General features: G+C 28.7%; 14 protein-coding genes and 1 pseudogene. 9 read left to right on the top strand and 6 right to left on the bottom strand.

What is annotated here, in order from left to right; translation table 11 throughout:
• Positions 1-7 precede the first annotated feature (7 nt).
• From rpsD to AVBRAN12642_RS02235, 6 genes are read left to right on the top strand one after another with little or no spacing between them, the layout of a single operon-like run.
• Complete coding sequence (rpsD, locus tag AVBRAN12642_RS02260; RefSeq protein ID WP_214117765.1) at positions 8-634, top strand: 30S ribosomal protein S4; 627 nt, start codon at positions 8-10, stop codon at positions 632-634.
• 13 nt (positions 635-647) lie between these two features.
• Complete coding sequence (locus AVBRAN12642_RS02255) at positions 648-1,649, top strand: DNA-directed RNA polymerase subunit alpha (RefSeq protein ID WP_214117764.1); 1,002 nt, start codon at positions 648-650, stop codon at positions 1,647-1,649.
• Between the two features lie 3 nt (positions 1,650-1,652).
• The gene (gene rplQ, locus AVBRAN12642_RS02250; protein ID WP_214117763.1) at positions 1,653-2,003 is read left to right on the top strand and encodes a 50S ribosomal protein L17; all 351 of its coding nucleotides are present in this window, start codon (positions 1,653-1,655) and stop codon (positions 2,001-2,003) included.
• A 29-nt stretch (positions 2,004-2,032) separates the two neighbouring features.
• Entirely contained in the window at positions 2,033-2,509 is a 477-nt protein-coding gene (locus tag AVBRAN12642_RS02245) for a cysteine permease (RefSeq protein ID WP_214117762.1), read from the top strand.
• 9 nt (positions 2,510-2,518) lie between these two features.
• The gene (locus AVBRAN12642_RS02240; RefSeq protein ID WP_214119557.1) at positions 2,519-4,225 is read left to right on the top strand and encodes a M24 family metallopeptidase; all 1,707 of its coding nucleotides are present in this window, start codon (positions 2,519-2,521) and stop codon (positions 4,223-4,225) included.
• A 48-nt stretch (positions 4,226-4,273) separates the two neighbouring features.
• On the top strand, positions 4,274-5,206 hold the full coding sequence (locus tag AVBRAN12642_RS02235) for a Cj0814 family flagellar-dependent secreted protein (RefSeq protein WP_336607894.1): 933 nt from the start codon (positions 4,274-4,276) through the stop codon (positions 5,204-5,206).
• Here the strand turns inward: AVBRAN12642_RS02235 and AVBRAN12642_RS02230 are convergent, their stop codons facing one another.
• Positions 5,207-5,857 carry a DNA alkylation repair protein gene (locus AVBRAN12642_RS02230; protein WP_336607893.1) on the bottom strand — a complete coding sequence of 217 codons (651 nt, stop codon included), beginning with the start codon at positions 5,855-5,857 and terminating at the stop codon, positions 5,207-5,209.
• 526 nt (positions 5,858-6,383) lie between these two features.
• Between AVBRAN12642_RS02230 and AVBRAN12642_RS02225 the strand changes: the two genes are divergently transcribed.
• Positions 6,384-11,567, top strand: coding sequence for a hypothetical protein (locus AVBRAN12642_RS02225; protein WP_336607892.1), 5,184 nt, complete (start codon positions 6,384-6,386; stop codon positions 11,565-11,567).
• Positions 11,568-11,955: 388 nt separating this feature from the next.
• Here the strand turns inward: AVBRAN12642_RS02225 and AVBRAN12642_RS09865 are convergent, their stop codons facing one another.
• The 5 genes and pseudogenes from AVBRAN12642_RS09865 to rpmB all read right to left on the bottom strand — a co-directional run bounded on the left by AVBRAN12642_RS09865 (position 11,956) and on the right by rpmB (position 14,690).
• The gene (locus AVBRAN12642_RS09865) at positions 11,956-12,270 is read right to left on the bottom strand and encodes a CZB domain-containing protein (RefSeq protein ID WP_239803735.1); all 315 of its coding nucleotides are present in this window, start codon (positions 12,268-12,270) and stop codon (positions 11,956-11,958) included.
• A 126-nt stretch (positions 12,271-12,396) separates the two neighbouring features.
• Positions 12,397-12,660, bottom strand: a pseudogene (locus AVBRAN12642_RS09860) (methyl-accepting chemotaxis protein); the annotation flags it as partial.
• A 395-nt stretch (positions 12,661-13,055) separates the two neighbouring features.
• Complete coding sequence (locus tag AVBRAN12642_RS02215; RefSeq protein WP_214117038.1) at positions 13,056-13,277, bottom strand: YdcH family protein; 222 nt, start codon at positions 13,275-13,277, stop codon at positions 13,056-13,058.
• 75 nt (positions 13,278-13,352) lie between these two features.
• Positions 13,353-14,477, bottom strand: a complete 1,125-nt coding sequence (locus AVBRAN12642_RS02210; RefSeq protein ID WP_214117036.1) for a potassium channel family protein — start codon at positions 14,475-14,477, stop codon at positions 13,353-13,355.
• An 18-nt stretch (positions 14,478-14,495) separates the two neighbouring features.
• On the bottom strand, positions 14,496-14,690 hold the full coding sequence (rpmB, locus tag AVBRAN12642_RS02205; protein WP_214117022.1) for a 50S ribosomal protein L28: 195 nt from the start codon (positions 14,688-14,690) through the stop codon (positions 14,496-14,498).
• Between the two features lie 118 nt (positions 14,691-14,808).
• Here rpmB and rpe point away from each other — a divergent pair, with 118 nt between their 5' ends.
• The gene (gene rpe, locus AVBRAN12642_RS02200; RefSeq protein ID WP_214117019.1) at positions 14,809-15,456 is read left to right on the top strand and encodes a ribulose-phosphate 3-epimerase; all 648 of its coding nucleotides are present in this window, start codon (positions 14,809-14,811) and stop codon (positions 15,454-15,456) included.
• Complete coding sequence (locus AVBRAN12642_RS02195) at positions 15,456-16,229, top strand: 3'-5' exonuclease (protein WP_214119567.1); 774 nt, start codon at positions 15,456-15,458, stop codon at positions 16,227-16,229. The genes rpe and AVBRAN12642_RS02195 overlap by 1 nt, the downstream gene beginning before the upstream one ends.
• The last annotated feature ends 25 nt before the right edge of the window (positions 16,230-16,254 follow it).

Genomic DNA, 16,254 nt, shown 5'->3' with positions numbered 1-16,254 from the left:
AAATAGTATGGCAAGATATACTGGACCAGTAGAGAAAATTGAAAGAAGATTAGGCGTTAGCCTTGCAATGAAGGGTGAAAGAAGACTAGCTGGTAAGAGTGCTTTAGATAAAAGACCTTATGCACCAGGTCAGCATGGTCAAAGAAGAGGTAAAATTAGCGAATACGGCTTACAATTAAGAGAAAAGCAAAAAGCTAAATTTATGTATGGTGTAAGCGAAAAGCAATTTAGAAAATTATTCCAAGAAGCTGCTAGAAAAGATGGAAATACAGGTTCTATTTTAATTCAATTCTTAGAACAAAGACTTGATAATGTTGTTTATAGAATGGGTTTTGCTACAACTCGCCGTTTTGCAAGACAACTTGTAACTCACGGACATATTTTAGTAAATGGTAAAAGAGTAGATGTTCCAAGTTATAGAGTATTACCAGGCGCTAAAATTGAAGTTGTAGAAAAAAGCAAAAACAATCCTCAAATAGTAAGAGCAGTTGAACTTACAAATCAAACAGGTATTGTTGAGTGGGTTGATGTTGAAAAAGATAAAAAATATGGAATTTTCACAAGAAAACCTGAGAGAGAAGAAGTTGTCATTCCTGTTGAGGAAAGATTCATAGTAGAGCTATACTCTAAGTAATAAGGAGTAGCAAATGAGAAAAGTAGTTACAACAGCTCATATGCCAAATGATTTTACTATTGAAAATATCGGCGAAAATAAAGCACGCATTAGTGCTTGGCCTTTTGAAATTGGTTTTGGCATTACATTAGCACATCCACTGCACAGGCTTTTACGCCTTAGTGCAATTGGCTATGCAGCAACTGCTATTAAAATTGATGGAGTAAGTCATGAATTTGATAGCAAAAGAGGTATGGTAGAAGATATTTCTTTATTTATTATTAATATCAAAAATATGCGTTTTAAAATTAAAAACGAAGATAGTAAAAGAGAAGAAGTAAGCTTTAGCTTTAAAGGGCCAAGAGAAATTAAAGGTAGTGATTTAGCTAATAATGTAATTGAAGTTGTAAATCCTGATAACTACATTGCTACTATAAATGAAGACACTGAATTAGACTTCACATTAATTATTGAAAAAGGTATTGGCTATGTAGCAAGCGAAGATTTAAGAGAAAAAACTGATAGTAGTTTTATAGCTCTTGATGCGTTTTTTACACCAGTTAGAAATGCAAATTATTCAATAGAAAAGGTATTACACGAAGATAATCCTGATTATGAAAAAATTGTATTTGAAATAACAACTGATGGTCAAATTACACCTGAAGATGCGTTTAAAAATGCTTTAGATGCTATGTATCAACAAATGATGGTATTTAATAAAATTGCAACTACAAGTCCTAGATTAATAGGGGAAGAAACAACTGAAGAAATTGATTTATCTCCTTTATTAAAAAGCGTTAAGGAACTTGGTTTAAGCGTAAGAAGTAATAATGGTTTAGAAAAAGCTGGCATTGAATTTATAGGCGAATTAGCTTTAATGAGTGAAAGCGATGTAAATAATTTAAAAAATGTTGGTAAAAAATCAGTGGATGAAATTACTACTGCTATGAAAGAAATAGGCTATCCGATAGGTTCAAATTCTGTAGATGCTTATAAAGATAAACTTATTGAAAAAATAAAAGAAATTAAAGGATAATAAATGAGACACGGACATGGATATAGAAAGCTAGGTCGTACTAGCACTCATCGTGCAGCTTTACTAAAGAATTTAAGCATTGCAATTATCAAAAATGGTAAGATTGAAACAACTTTAGAAAAAGCTAAAGAATTAAGATCATACATTGAAAAACTAATAACTCGTGCAAGAGTTGGAGATTTTAACGCTCATAGAGCAGTATTTGCAGCTTTACAAGACAAAGAATGCACAAATAAATTAGTAAATGAAATAGCTCCAAATTACAAAGAAAGAAATGGTGGCTATACAAGAATTATTAAAACAAGAACTCGCCGTGGTGATGCGGCTACTTTAGCTTATATTGAGCTAGTATAATAATTGAGTGCTTCGGCACTCAAAATATTATGAATAAAATAACACTCCCAAATAATCAAACTTTAGAAAACTATATATTAAACAAAGAACTTTTTACCCTAGCTGATATTTCTCAAAATGCTTATAAATTTTGGAAAAATATAAAATACGCACAATATCCAAATTCTAGAATTGTATTTTTAGATAAAAATACAATAGCTAAAAAATATGAGAATTTAATCCCTAAATGCTCTAATTTAAGTGGATTAGTATTAGCTAGTGCTTTTTGTTCTATGAGTAATCTAGCGCCATCACATTTAAATCCAAATAATAATTCAAATCTTTTAAATGTAATAAAATTAGTAGAGATTGCAGGAATAAAATTTATTGATTTAAATGATTTTTTTACAAAGTTAAAAATACCTTTAAATTCTCATATTTATATAGAAAAATGTTGTTATTTTGCACCCGAGCCTTTTGAGAAAAAAATCAAACTCACAAATACTTTATGTTTAGGATATTACTAAGGAGATAAAATGCTTACGAAAATAAGAGATATTTTAAAAATCAATAATGCTGATTTTGCTTTAATACTAACGGCTGATTATCACTTGAGTGAGTATATTCCTGAATATTTTAAACTTAGAGAATTTATAAGTGGATTTAGCGGTTCTGCGGGCTCGCTTTTAATTAGCCTTGATGATGCAATTTTATTTACTGATGGTAGATATTTTTTACAAGCTGAAAATGAGTTAAAAGATAGCATTAGATTAATCAAAAGCCCTGATTATATAGACTATATTAAAAATAATCTAAGCACCAAAAAGGCTTTAATTGATTTAAAAACCATATCTCAAAATAATTACGAAAAGCTAAAAAACCTTGTTAATATAATAGATTATGATAATTTTTATAAAGATTTTTACGATAAACAACTCCCACAAGAGCCAATCTATAAACAAAATGAAAAATTCATAAGTGATTTAAGTTCTAATAAAATAAAAAAAGTCCAAGATGAATTAAAAAATAAAAACATTGATTATTGCGTAATCTCAAGCCTTAGCGACATAGCTTATCTTACAAATTATCGTGGAAAAGATGTGGAATTTAACCCCGTATTTTTAAGTTATATGATAATTTCACAAACTAATGCGATTTGTTATATAGAGCCAACAAAGCTTAAAAATATTCAAAAAGATTTAAATATAATTTATAAAAATTACGATGAGTTTTATTCGGATTTATCTAGTTTAAGTGGTAATGTATTGTGTGATTTTGCCAATACAAATGCAAAAATTATTAGCTTAATAAATGCAAATTTAGTAAATGAAATCTTGCCTAGCACCATACATAAAGCTTGTAAAAATGATATAGAAATAAAGCACATAAAACAAGCTCATATAATTGATGCCATTGCATTAACTAAGTTTAATTATTACTTAGAAAATACTAATTTAGACTTAGTTGATGAGCTAAAAATTGATGAAGTTCTAACACAATTTAGACAAGAAAATGAGTATTTTATCAGCAATTCTTTTGATACTATCGCAGCATTTAATGAAAACGCCGCAATAATTCACTATAAAGCAAACGCAAAAACTTCAAAATTACTTAATAAATCAGGTTTATTATTACTTGATAGTGGGGCTCAATATGAGTGCGGCACTACTGATATTACGAGAGTTTTTAAGATAAAAAACGCAAGTTTAGAGCAAATTAGAGATTATACTTTGGTTTTAAAAGCACATATTGCAATATCAAAAACCATAGCACCCGAAAATATAAAAATGCCTTTATTAGACAGCATTGCAAGAAAGGAATTATGGCAATACGGATTTGATTATTTGCACGGCACAGGACATGGGGTAGGGTATTTTTTAAATGTTCATGAAGGTCCACAAGTTTTATCGCTAAATGCTAATATTAGCGAACATACTAAATTAAAAAGGGGTATGCTAACATCAATTGAGCCAGGTTTGTATCATAATAACAAATACGGAATTAGACTTGAGAATTTAGCAATTAGTAAGCATTGTTTTAGCAGTGAATACGGAGATTTTTTGAGCTTTGATATAGTTACGCTTTATCCTTTTGAGCTTGATTTGATTGATAAAAAATTATTAAATCAAGATGAGATTAATTGGCTAAATGATTATCATAAAAGGGTTTTTGATACCATAAGTGTATTTTTAGATGATGAGTTAAAGCAGTTTTTGGAATTTAAAACGAGAGCATTAAACTAAACTTTAGGAATATTATTTGCTATTAAACAAATAATTAAAGGAGTTTTAATGAAAGTAGAAAATATTGCATTATTTAATGATACTAAAATCAAAAAAAGCAAACAAATATCATCTGAGTTTTTTACAAATGAATTAGCCAAAGTTACGACAAAAACTATATCAAATAATACGCCAACTTCACTAAGCACTTTAAATAATAGTATAAAAAATGAGCTTGATTATAAAAACGAATTAAATAAAGCAAAATCTAGCATTCAGTTTGGCTATAGCGTAGATAATGATGGCTTTATGGGTGCTGATTTTAACAAGGCTGCAGGATTGCCAGATGATTTTAAAATCCACTCAAGCACACTAAAAGAAATAGTTAGATTTAATGAAAAAATGAATGTATATTCGGTGATGAAAGATTCGGGCAAGACATTTAGCAATATTGATTTAGCTGATACTATTAAGCATTATTATGATTTATTTACTCAAATTACTCACAACAATCAAGATTATCCAAGTGGCATTAGCATAGATTTTGGTTACAGCAAGGTTAGCTTTGATTATATAAATGATATTAGCAAATACAAAATCACAAATATTTATAAAAATAACGAAGAATTAGAATATGCAAAAAGCATAAAAGCAGATGGCTTTAGCGTAATAGAGCTTAGTTTCGAGCCAAAAAATATTAGCGTTGATAAAGAACTTGCTTTTAGCCCTGATTTTTCTATGTATAATGAAAAAGAAAAGAAATTCATAGGATTTTTACAAAGCATAAATCCATTTGCAAGTGATAGCGGGACAACAAGGCTAAGCAAAGATGCTTTAAAATATGCTTTAGCTATGCAAGATGATTACAATAATATAAATAAAGATATTAAAAAGCATAAAGATTTATTAAAAATGGCTGATGAGATTAAGCATTTAGGCATTGATGAATTGCTAAAAACTAATACCGAAGTGGCTAAGTTTTTAGACAAAACTAAGGCTTGATTAGACTAAAATCTGCATTAGTTTTGCTTTATTCTCTTGGCTAATTTGGTAACTATCTTTACATTTTTGTAAAGTCATTTTAAGTGTTTTAGCGTCTAATTTGTGCGAGCTTAAAAACGAAATGCCTAATTCAAATTCTTTAGCTAAAACTACTTGAAAATACCAAGCTCTAGCCATATTTATATAATATTCATCACTTTTTATATTAAATATAGCTTTTAACCCATCTTTATAAGCGATAAATTTCATATAACAAATTATCCCAAAACGAATTTTGTATATGTGGTTTTCGCAAATTAATTCATTTGCAAAAGCTTTTATATCTTGATTTTTAAAGCTTTTAGGTGCTAAAGTATCACAATTAGCCCAATTATCAACGAAATCTAAATAAAGCTTAGTGTATTTTAGTGCTTTTGAGAAGTCTTTTTCATAATTAATCCCATAGGCAATTATTTGTAGATATTCATAAAATTTCTCATCTTTTAAAAACTTATTAAAAAATTCATCAAAGGTATTTTCTTTTTGAAGTTTTTTTGCGTAGTCTTTTAATATATTTGAGCGAACTCCTAAAATTTCATATTTGCTAAAAACTAATTTTTTATGAAATTCTTTATAATTGTTATCAATAAATTTTGTTAAATACTCTTTCAATCTAGCTCCTTTTAAATGCTAATATAAATAATTGGAATTTAAAGATTATATTTTAAATTCTAAAACTAAACTTAAAAAGAAATTACTAATTAACAAATATTTACAAATTTTTATTATTTTCATAGATTTAAAGTTAAATTTTGATAATATTAAAAGATTTTAATTCAAGGAATAATTATGAGAAATAAACTAAGTTTATCTTTATTAACTTGTTTAGCAATCAGCGGGGGGGGGGTATTTACACGCTGAAGAATTAAACACTGTATGTAACGACAAGAACCCTTGTAATATTGATGGTAAAACTATAGAAGTTAAAACTCCATACAATACAACTCAAGATATTATTGGTAATGGAGCAACTCTTGATATTACTGGAAGTCTAACTTCTACTGGAAAAGTTGATTTAGTTAATAGTACTTTTAAAAGCAGCAGTGCAAATAGTAAAACTGATGTAGATACTATTATAGGAGATAAGTTAAAATTTAATTTAAGTTCAGCTAACAGCAACTCTTTTAAAGTAAATAATATGATTTTAAAAAATAATTCTACAATAGATGTTGTTGATGGGACACAAGCGATTAAAATAGGTAATTTATCATTAGATAATTCAATTATTAGAAAAAATGGAATAATGGATATTGATGTTTTTGAGTTATCTAATAAATCTAGTTTTACAAATACTTTTCGCAATGCTATTGTTGGTGAATTAAAAATAGATGAAACTTCTACTTTTCATAATTGGCAAGGTGGTTCTACTATAAAAAAAGTTACAAATAATAGCACGAATGGTTCAAATGTTACATTAAAATCTGAGGGTAGTGGTATTACTATAGGAGATTCTTCTAGTAATTTGCAAGGTAATATATCAAAAGTTAATATAGAGGGAACAACTGTTATATTTAGTAATTTATTATTAGATAATACTAGCAAAATAGATGTTAGTGGTAATATAGTTTTGGATAATAAAATTAATATTAATAATATGGATTTATCAAAAACGACTTCCACTCCAACTTCACATAAGATTGTTATAAAAGATGGTGCAAATGTTATAATTACCGATACAAATCTTACTAATCAATCTATAAATGCTAATAGTAAAAGCGATAAAAATGGTTCTTTAACAATTATTGGTGGAATATTCAAAGATGTTAGTATAGGTGGGGCAACGGGAGCTACCAATCTTGCAAATGTTACTTTAGATAAAGTAAATATTGAAAATAGCGGATTAAATAAAGATAACAATATAATAGCTCAAAATGTTACTCTTAATAATATTACAACTTCAAATAATGCAAATATTAATGCAAAAACAAAATTGGATATAAAAAATTCTAAAATAGATAATACAAACAAACTTACAGCAACTAATGCAGAAATAGGAACTTCTACAATAGGTGCAGATATTAATGTAACTAATGAGTTAAAGGCAACAAATGGTGCGAATTTAAACGGCAGTATAACTTCAGGCACTATTATTGCTGAAAATGGTTCTATATTTAATGGGAATACAAAGGCTAATGACAGCATAACTGCTAATAGTGGCTCAAAATTTGTAGGGAATGTAAATGCAACTAACAAAATTACTTCAAGTGGTGCTATATTTAATGGAGAAGTTACAGCAAAAGATTTAGAAAGTTCTAAAAATTCTATATTTAATAACACTATAACAGCAAGTAATTCAATTACTTCAAGTGATACAACATTCGCAAAAAATGTAAGTGCAAATACAATTACTGCAAATAGTGGTTCAGTATTTAACGGCACAACCACTGCAACCGATAGCATAACTGCTAATAGTGGCTCAAAATTTGTAGGAACTACTACAGCAACTAATAAAATTACTTCAAGCGGTGCTACATTTGATGGAGTAGTGGAAGCAAAAGATTTAGAAAGTTCTAAAAATTCTATATTTAATAACACTATAACAGCAAGTAATTCAATCACTTCAAGTGATACAACATTCGCAAAAAATGTAAGTGCAAATACAATCACTTCTACTAATTCAGTGTTTAACGGCACAACCACTGCAACTGATAGTATAACTGCTAATAGTGGCTCAAAATTTGTAGGAAATGTAAATGCAACTAACAAAATTACTTCAAATGGTGCTACATTTGAAAAAGAAGTAAAAACTGCATTCTTAGACGCTCAAAAAGGCTCTATATTTGATACTACAAGCATAGTCAATGCAACAGATATTAATGCAGTAGGTTCTACATTTAATGGAAGCATAGTTAAGAATAATTCAATTACAGCTGATAGTTCAATTTTTGCTAATGCAATTGATACAGCTACTCTAACAGCTAAAAATAATTCAAGCTTTGCAAATGTTACAGCAAATACTATCACTTCTACTAATTCAGTGTTTAATGGCACAACCACTGCAACCGATAGCATAACTGCTAATAGTGGTTCAAAATTTGTAGGAAATGTAAATGCAACTAATAAAATTACTTCAAATGGTGCTACATTTGATGGGTTGGTAAATACAAAAGATTTAGAAAGTTCTAAAAATTCTATATTCAATAACAACATAACAGCAAGTAATTCAATCACTTCAAGTGATACAACATTTAAAGCTATAGTAAATACAGCTACATTAAATGCTAATTCAAATTCTATATTTGATACTACAAGCATAGTCAATGCAACAGATATTAATGCAGTAGGTTCTACATTTAATGGAAGCATAGTTAAGAATAATTCAATTACAGCTGATAGTTCAACATTTGCTAATGCAATTGATACAGCTACTCTAACAGCTAAAAATAATTCAAGCTTTGCAAATGTTACAGCAAATACAATCACTTCTACTAATTCAATTTTTAGCGGTAGTGTAAATGCAAGTAATTCTATAAACTCTACAGGCTCAACCTTTAAAGCTTTAGTAAATACTTCTAGTTTAACTACTGATGCTAATAGTGTTTTTAGTGCTACATCTAAAGTAAATGTAGAGAAATTAACGGCTAATAGTACTAATTTTCAAGGTTTAGTGGATATTAATTGTAAAAATACTGACTGCACTTCAAGTCTTAATAATAGTAAGTTTAATGAATTAAGCGTTACAAATGCAACCATAAGCGATACATTTACAGCACACAAACTAACAGCAAATGATAAAGCTACATTTGAAAAAGATATAAAATCAGATTTTATCACGGCAAATAGCGGTTCAGTATTTAACGGCACAACCACTGCAACTGATAGCATAATTGCAAATGGCGGCTCAACTTTTAATGGTTTTGTATCGGCAAATAATATAACTTCAGAAAAATCAGTATTTAATAAAGAAGTTAATGTAAAAGATACTTTAAAGTCTAATAATTCTACATTTAATTCTATAGTTAATGCCAATACAATTGAAGCAGTTTTAGACACTACATTCTCTAAAGATTCAAAAGTTAATGCTAACACTATTAATACGAGTAAATCTATTTTTGATGGCGAAGTTGTAGTAAGCAATCTTAATGCACTTAATACAAAATTTAATGGAGCTACTACAATTGATTGCAAGGATAATACAAATTGTAAGTCAGATATTAAAGCTAGTTATTTTAATGATTTGACTTTAAAAAATAATGCAAAAATTACTCTTGATGAGGGAAGTTCGGCAAATAATTTAACATTACTTGATGATACTACTTACCTAGCACTTAATGGCAAATCTCAAATCACAGGCGATATTAAAAATGAAGGTATTATTGAGATAGTTGATGGGACGATTTCATCAAAAATCACAGGTAATGGGGACTTAATCAGTAATAAAGTTGTTTATACAAACGATGTTGAATTGAGTGATATTAAAGGTAGTGGGGGTAAATTTGGTGGAATAACAACTACTACAAATGATGTAAGCGTAGATAATACAACATTTGAAAAAGATTTAAATGTAGGTAAAACTTTATATGCTAATCAAGGAAATCAGTTCAGTGGTAAAGTTAGTGCTACTGATGCAATCTTTAGCCTTGATACAAGTAAATCTATGGAAAAAGGTAATGTAATTACGGCAAATCAAGTTGATATTACTAAGGATTTAAATATAAAAGATTTAAATGTTACAGCAGAAAATATCAAATCAAATTCCGCACGCATTACAAACTCTACTATCAACTCATCAAATATCAATTCTAATTTAGTAAATATTGCAAACTCTACTATTAATTCTAAGCTTTTAGGCAAAGATGATAGCTCAAGTAATGTATATGACGCTAATATACAAAAAGATAGCGGAACTTACACTACAAAACAATCAGAATTAAATGGCGGCGTAAGGGTTGATAAGCTAGATACAACAAATACTCATATAAAAGGTCAAGTAGCAGTAAATACTTTAGTAGCTAATAATTCTAAGTTTTATATTTATGGTGGTGGAATTGATACTTCATTCCACGATATTTATAGTGGAGCTATAATAGTAAGAGAAGCTATAAGTGGTGCTAACAATACAATACAACTTGCGAATACAAACCTTACTATGCTAAAAGATAAAGAAGGTTTTATCCCTATAGCAATAGTTAATAACACTACTAATTCACAAAGAAGTGATGCAAATTCTCAATCAGGAATTAGCAAGGACTTTTTTAAAGTAACTTATCAAACAAAAGTGGCAAATTATGAATTAGCCGATAGATTTACGCATTTTAATCCTAATGCTAAAGGAAATGCTATTTGGAGCATTGGTATCAAAGGCGATGATTTAATAGATGAGAGTAATGTTGATAGTGTTATTTCGGGTCAAGATTTAGGCAATATAGCAAATGGTGCTAATAGCAATAATGTTAATACTTCTAGTTTAGAAGTTGTTTTAGGTGATATGTTTGATTTAATAGATTTTGATAAAGACGCTGTTGGGACGGCTAATTTCATTCTAACAAGCCCTGATTACATAGCAAATACTAAAAACAATACATTAAACAATAGATTAAGATTGGTAAAAAATCAAAAAGTAGGTAATGGATTTTGGCTAGATAATCAAATGGGATATAACAAATATGAATATAGTTCAATTCGTTATAAGAATTTTAATGTTGGTGCTGATAAGACAAATGAACTTAGCAATTCTAATTTAACTTTAGGTGTAGCTGCTAGTTTTGGAACGGCTGAAACTAAAGGAAATGTAGATGCTAATAGCGATTCAAAAGGCATTGGTTTATATGCTATGAATGTGTTTAATAATGGAGTGTTTATAGGTGCTAATGCTTTTTACCACAATATATCAAGCTCTTATGAGGCAGATAAATTAGGAATTAAAGCTGATAAAAATCACAATGTTTATACAGCTAGTTTTGAAAGTGGGGTTAGATTTGGGGATAAATATTATTTTGAGCCAAGTTTAAGATATGATTTGACTTCTTATAAGCCGACTGCAATTAGCACAAATGGTCTTAGTATAAGTGGGGATAGCCAATTAAAGCATACTTTATCAGCTAAATTAGAAGGTGGAGTTTCTATGCTAGATAGCCTTGATGGATTTTTATCTGTTGCACTTAGCAAAGAACTAACTAAAAAGCCTGATATGTTGTTAATAGATGAAGTTAAAGAAAATATCATTGAAGGTAAAAAGGGCGATACAAGTGTGAATTTAAATTTTGGTGTAGATTATAAAATCAACCCTAATGCTAGTTTTAATATCAATTTAGGAAGCAATCTTTACACAAATTCTGATAAAGAATTAAAAGGTAGCTTGGGCTTTAGCTATAAATTCTAATGAAGAATTCTAATTCGTAATTGTTATTACGAATTAGAATTTATTTTTACTATCACAATTATTTTCTTTTTTATTTGATATAACTAATAAAGATTTTATTGCTTTAAAATATTTTCAATTAATATATTTTTGAGTTTGTTGGTTGGATATTTTTTTATGTAATTAATTTTTAAATTCTGCTAATTATGTCAAAATGTATATTTTAAACTAAGATATTTTGCCGATAATTTCTAGGAGTAGATATAACTATAAAAGTTATTTTTAGCTTTATATTGGTATTTTAAAGGGTTGTTAAATAAAAATAAAAGTTGATTTTAGTATTAGATTAAGTATAAATTTTGTAAATATACAAGCTTATTAGGGCTAAAACCCTAATAAGATTAGTGAATTATTTTTTAATAAATTCGCCTAATAAATGTCTAAAAATCATAAATAATTCAAGACTTGATTTTTCTGCTTCTTTATAAAGTTCAACAATTTCTTTGCTATTAGACTGCTTGCTTGCAATATATCCAAGTGCTTGATTAATGCTTTCATGAACATTTTTATGCGGAGTATCAATTTTAGAATATAAAGGAAGATGTCCGAACATTTCTTTACCTTCATTTTGATACCATTTACCAAGACGGCAACTAAAATGGTCGCTTAATTTTGTTGGATTTTCACTTAGTGCGTTTGCATATCCATTTGCTTTAAATAAGATATGGTCAAGTTTTACTAAAGATGTAAATACTTCGTATTTGATAGCACTCGCATTAAATTTAATATCTTTAGATATATGCGATAATCTATCAAATTGTTCCGAAAATGTTCCGATATGTGCGTTTGAATCTTGTGATATTTGCTCTACCGATTCGCTTTGCGTAAACATTTCATTAGCGTTTTGTTTTAATAAATTGATATTCATTTCTACTTCAGCTGTTGCTTTTTGGGTTTTTTCTGCTAGTTTTCTAACTTCATCAGCAACCACAGCAAAACCACGACCATGCTCACCAGCACGAGCTGCTTCAATAGCTGCATTTAAAGCTAGCAAATTGGTTTGGTCTGATACATCTTTGATTAAATTAATTACATTTGTAATTTCATCAACGCTTCTATGGAGATTTTGTGCAGTATCACGAGATTTACTTGATGATTCAGTGATTTTTTCAAGTGATGTTATGATACTTTCAGATACTTTTTTAAGATTTACTATCATATCTACACAATCTGCTGAAAGAGTTTCTATTTCTTGAGCTCTTGATAAATCACCCTCAATATCTTTTTGAACAAAAGAAACGCTTTCTTTCATACCTTTTACCATAATGTCAAATAGTGAGAATTTGATTTTATCTTCTTCTTCGTTATTTGCCTTTGCAGTAATTTCATTTTTTAATTTCGCAATTTCAGCTTCTAACTTTTCTTTTTCTGCTATTGCTCTATTTAGTTTTTCCTGCAATTCATTTTGGAGGGTGTTATCTTTGTTAAAAAACATAAATACCCCCCCCATCAAGCTTTATTTTTAATAGAATTTAAATAATTATTTAAATCATCTTTTAATTTTAATTTTTCCTTTTTCATTCTAGCTATTTCTAAATCATCTAAATGAATTCTACCTTCTTCAGCATCTTTTATCTTATGGTCTAAATCATTATGAGCTTCAAAAAGCTTATCAAAATGTGCGTCTTTACCTTTTAAATTCGTGATTAACTCTCTATGTTCGTGTAACATAACTTCTCCTTAATTTTTAGTAATGTGTATTAATATGGTAACTAAAATAAATTACAAACAGATAACATTTATATTTTATTTTAAACTTTCAGGAGTTTGCTTATTTTTAATAATTTTTTTAACTTCTTTAATACTTTCTGGAGTTCCTATTAACAATAATTTAGTCCCCGTTCCAATCATTGCATCACCTTTTGGCATAGGTAAAAAATTATTATTTGCATCTTTTATTCCGATTACGCTAACATTTGCTAATTGTCTAAAAGCTACATCTTTTAATCTTCTAAATCTAACCCAACTTTCATCAGGAACTTTAACTTCTTCAATATCAATACTTTGGTCTCTTGTGTATAAATATTGCTCTAATAGATTTTCCATTTCAGGTCTTACACTTACAACGCTAAGTCTTTGAGCTGCTAATTTCGTAGCTAATACAACCGTATTTGCCCCTAGCTTTTTAAGTCTTGCTGCGTCGTGTTCGGAATTTGAAATCGTTATTATAGAATAAGGACTAATTCTTTTTATATCTTTTTCATATAGTCTAGCACTAGCAATTATTGCTATATTATCAGCAGAATTTGGGCTAAGAGAAATAATTCCTTTCGCACTTGATAAATGTGTTTTTAAAAATGCCAAATCACTATGTGGCGGGCATTTAATATAGAATGGATATTTATTTGCTTCAGCAATTTTTTCAAAATCTGGTATATCATCTACTACTACAAAAGGTGTATATGTTTGTTTAAATTGTTTTGCTAATTCTTGGGTAAATTCGTTGTGATAACATATAACATAATGATTTTTTAATCTTGCTATTTTGTATAGCATTCGTTTTTCCTTAATAATTCTTGTTAATTCGCCTTTTTTTAGAACTTCAATCACAATACCTATTGAAAAAGTAAAAGTAACAAAGCCTAATAATACATAGCAAATCGTAAAAAATCTACCAGCAGGAGTGATTGTAGCTACTTCAGTATAACCTAAAGTTGTAAAAGTCATACCTGCTTGATAAATCCCATCAAGTAATGAAAAATTACTAGTAAGCATATAACCAATCGCCCCAAATAGCATCATTACAACAACTGCTATTAATGGGAGACGAAAAGGTTTTAATTGTTCGTAAAACTCGGTATTTATATCAACTTCAGGTTTTCCACTTTCAGCCCAACCGAGCAATTTGCCTAGCTTTTTAAAAAAGCTCATAAAAATTCTTTATAAAAATTAGTTAGCTCTTCTTTTTTTTAGTGTGCGTAATGTTGAAGCTGCAACTCTAATTTTTTTAGTTGTGCCATCGCCTAAATCAATGCGAATAGTGCGTAAATTAGGTAAAAATCTTCTTTTTGTTTTATTGTTAGCGTGGCTAACATTATTTCCTACCATAGGACCTTTACCTGTTAATTGACAAAATTTTGACATCGTAAATCCTTTTTTTGTGTTCTTGTAAAAATAAAAGTATTAATCATAGCATCTTAAGCTTAATTTTTTTTTTAAGTTTTAATGATATTCTATAAAAAATAATTTTAAGGATTAAAAAATGTATGTTGCTCCTAGTTTATTGTCTGCTGATTTTTTAAATTTAGCTGAAGATATTAAAAAAGTTGAGGCTGCTGGTGCTGATTTATTGCATATTGATGTAATGGACGGACATTATGTTCCAAATCTAAGCATTGGAACTTGCACTACAAAAGCTATTGCTAAAGTTGCTACTATTCCTTTAGATGTGCATTTGATGGTAAGAGAAGTTGATAAATTTGTTGATTTGTTTTTAGATATAAAACCTAAATTCTTAAGCTTTCATATAGATGCTACTACTCATCCTTTAAGATTGATTGATTATATTAAAAAACACGGCGTAAATCCTTCAATAGTATTAAATCCACACCAGAATTTAAATGAGATTGAATATGTTTTAAGTGAAGTTTCTATGGTGCTTTTAATGAGTGTAAATCCTGGTTTTGGTGGTCAAAGCTTCATACCAAGCACTCTTAGAAAAATCAGTGCCTTAAGAGAAATGATTGATAAGAATAATTATAAATGCTTCATTGAAGTTGATGGTGGAGTAAATGGCTTAAATATTGCAGATATTGAAAGAGCAGGGGCTGATATAGTTGTGGCTGGAAATTATGTGTTTAGTAGTAATGATTATAAAGTCGCAATTAATTCTTTAAAAATGGAATTTTGATGGATTATAACGAGCTTTATAAAAAACAAATTGCTAATTGTGATAAGATTTTAGAAAGGCTACTTACAAGTAGTATTAATTATAAAGATTTAAAAAACCAATACGAAAATGCTTTAAATTTTGAGATAACCTATGAAACTCTTTTAATGCTAGGGCTTGATATTACGCTAAAACAAAATCAAGAAGTATTTTTAAACTCAAGAAATAAATTAATTCAAGATGAGATTTTTTGTGTTGTTGATATTGAAAGCACAGGCTCAATTAGTAACGGGCAAATCATAGAAATTGGTGCTGTTAAGATAAAAAATGGCGAGATTTTAGATGAATTTGAAAGCTTTATTTATGCAAACGAAGTGCCTGAAAATATAGTTGAGCTTACAGGAATTACAACGCAAATGCTAAAAAATGCTCCTAGAAGTGCTAGGGTTTTAGCTGATTTTAGATTGTTTTTAGGTAATGCTATTTTTGTAGCTCATAATGTATCTTTTGATTATGGTTTTATCGCAAAAGAAAGTCTTGAATACTTAAATGCTCCATTGATTAATAGAAAGCTTTGCACGATTATGTTAGCAAGGCGTTGTATTGAATGTGACAAATATGGTCTTGATAGTTTAAAAAATGAATTAGGTATCATTAGCACTCATCATAGGGCTTTAAGTGATGCGAAAGCTTGTGCTGATATTTTGAATTATTGTATTAATTCTTTAAAAGGTTCACAAATTAAAACAAGTAATGATTTGATTTTATATTCACGCTCTAAGATGAAAAAATAAGAATTTAAAAGTGGCTATTAAAAGC

The organism is Campylobacter sp. RM12642 (genome assembly GCF_020137635.1).
Taxonomy (GTDB): Bacteria; Campylobacterota; Campylobacteria; order Campylobacterales; family Campylobacteraceae; genus Campylobacter_E.
The sequence above is the reverse complement of the archived record's forward strand: the minus strand, read 5'-3'. Positions and strand labels throughout refer to the sequence as shown.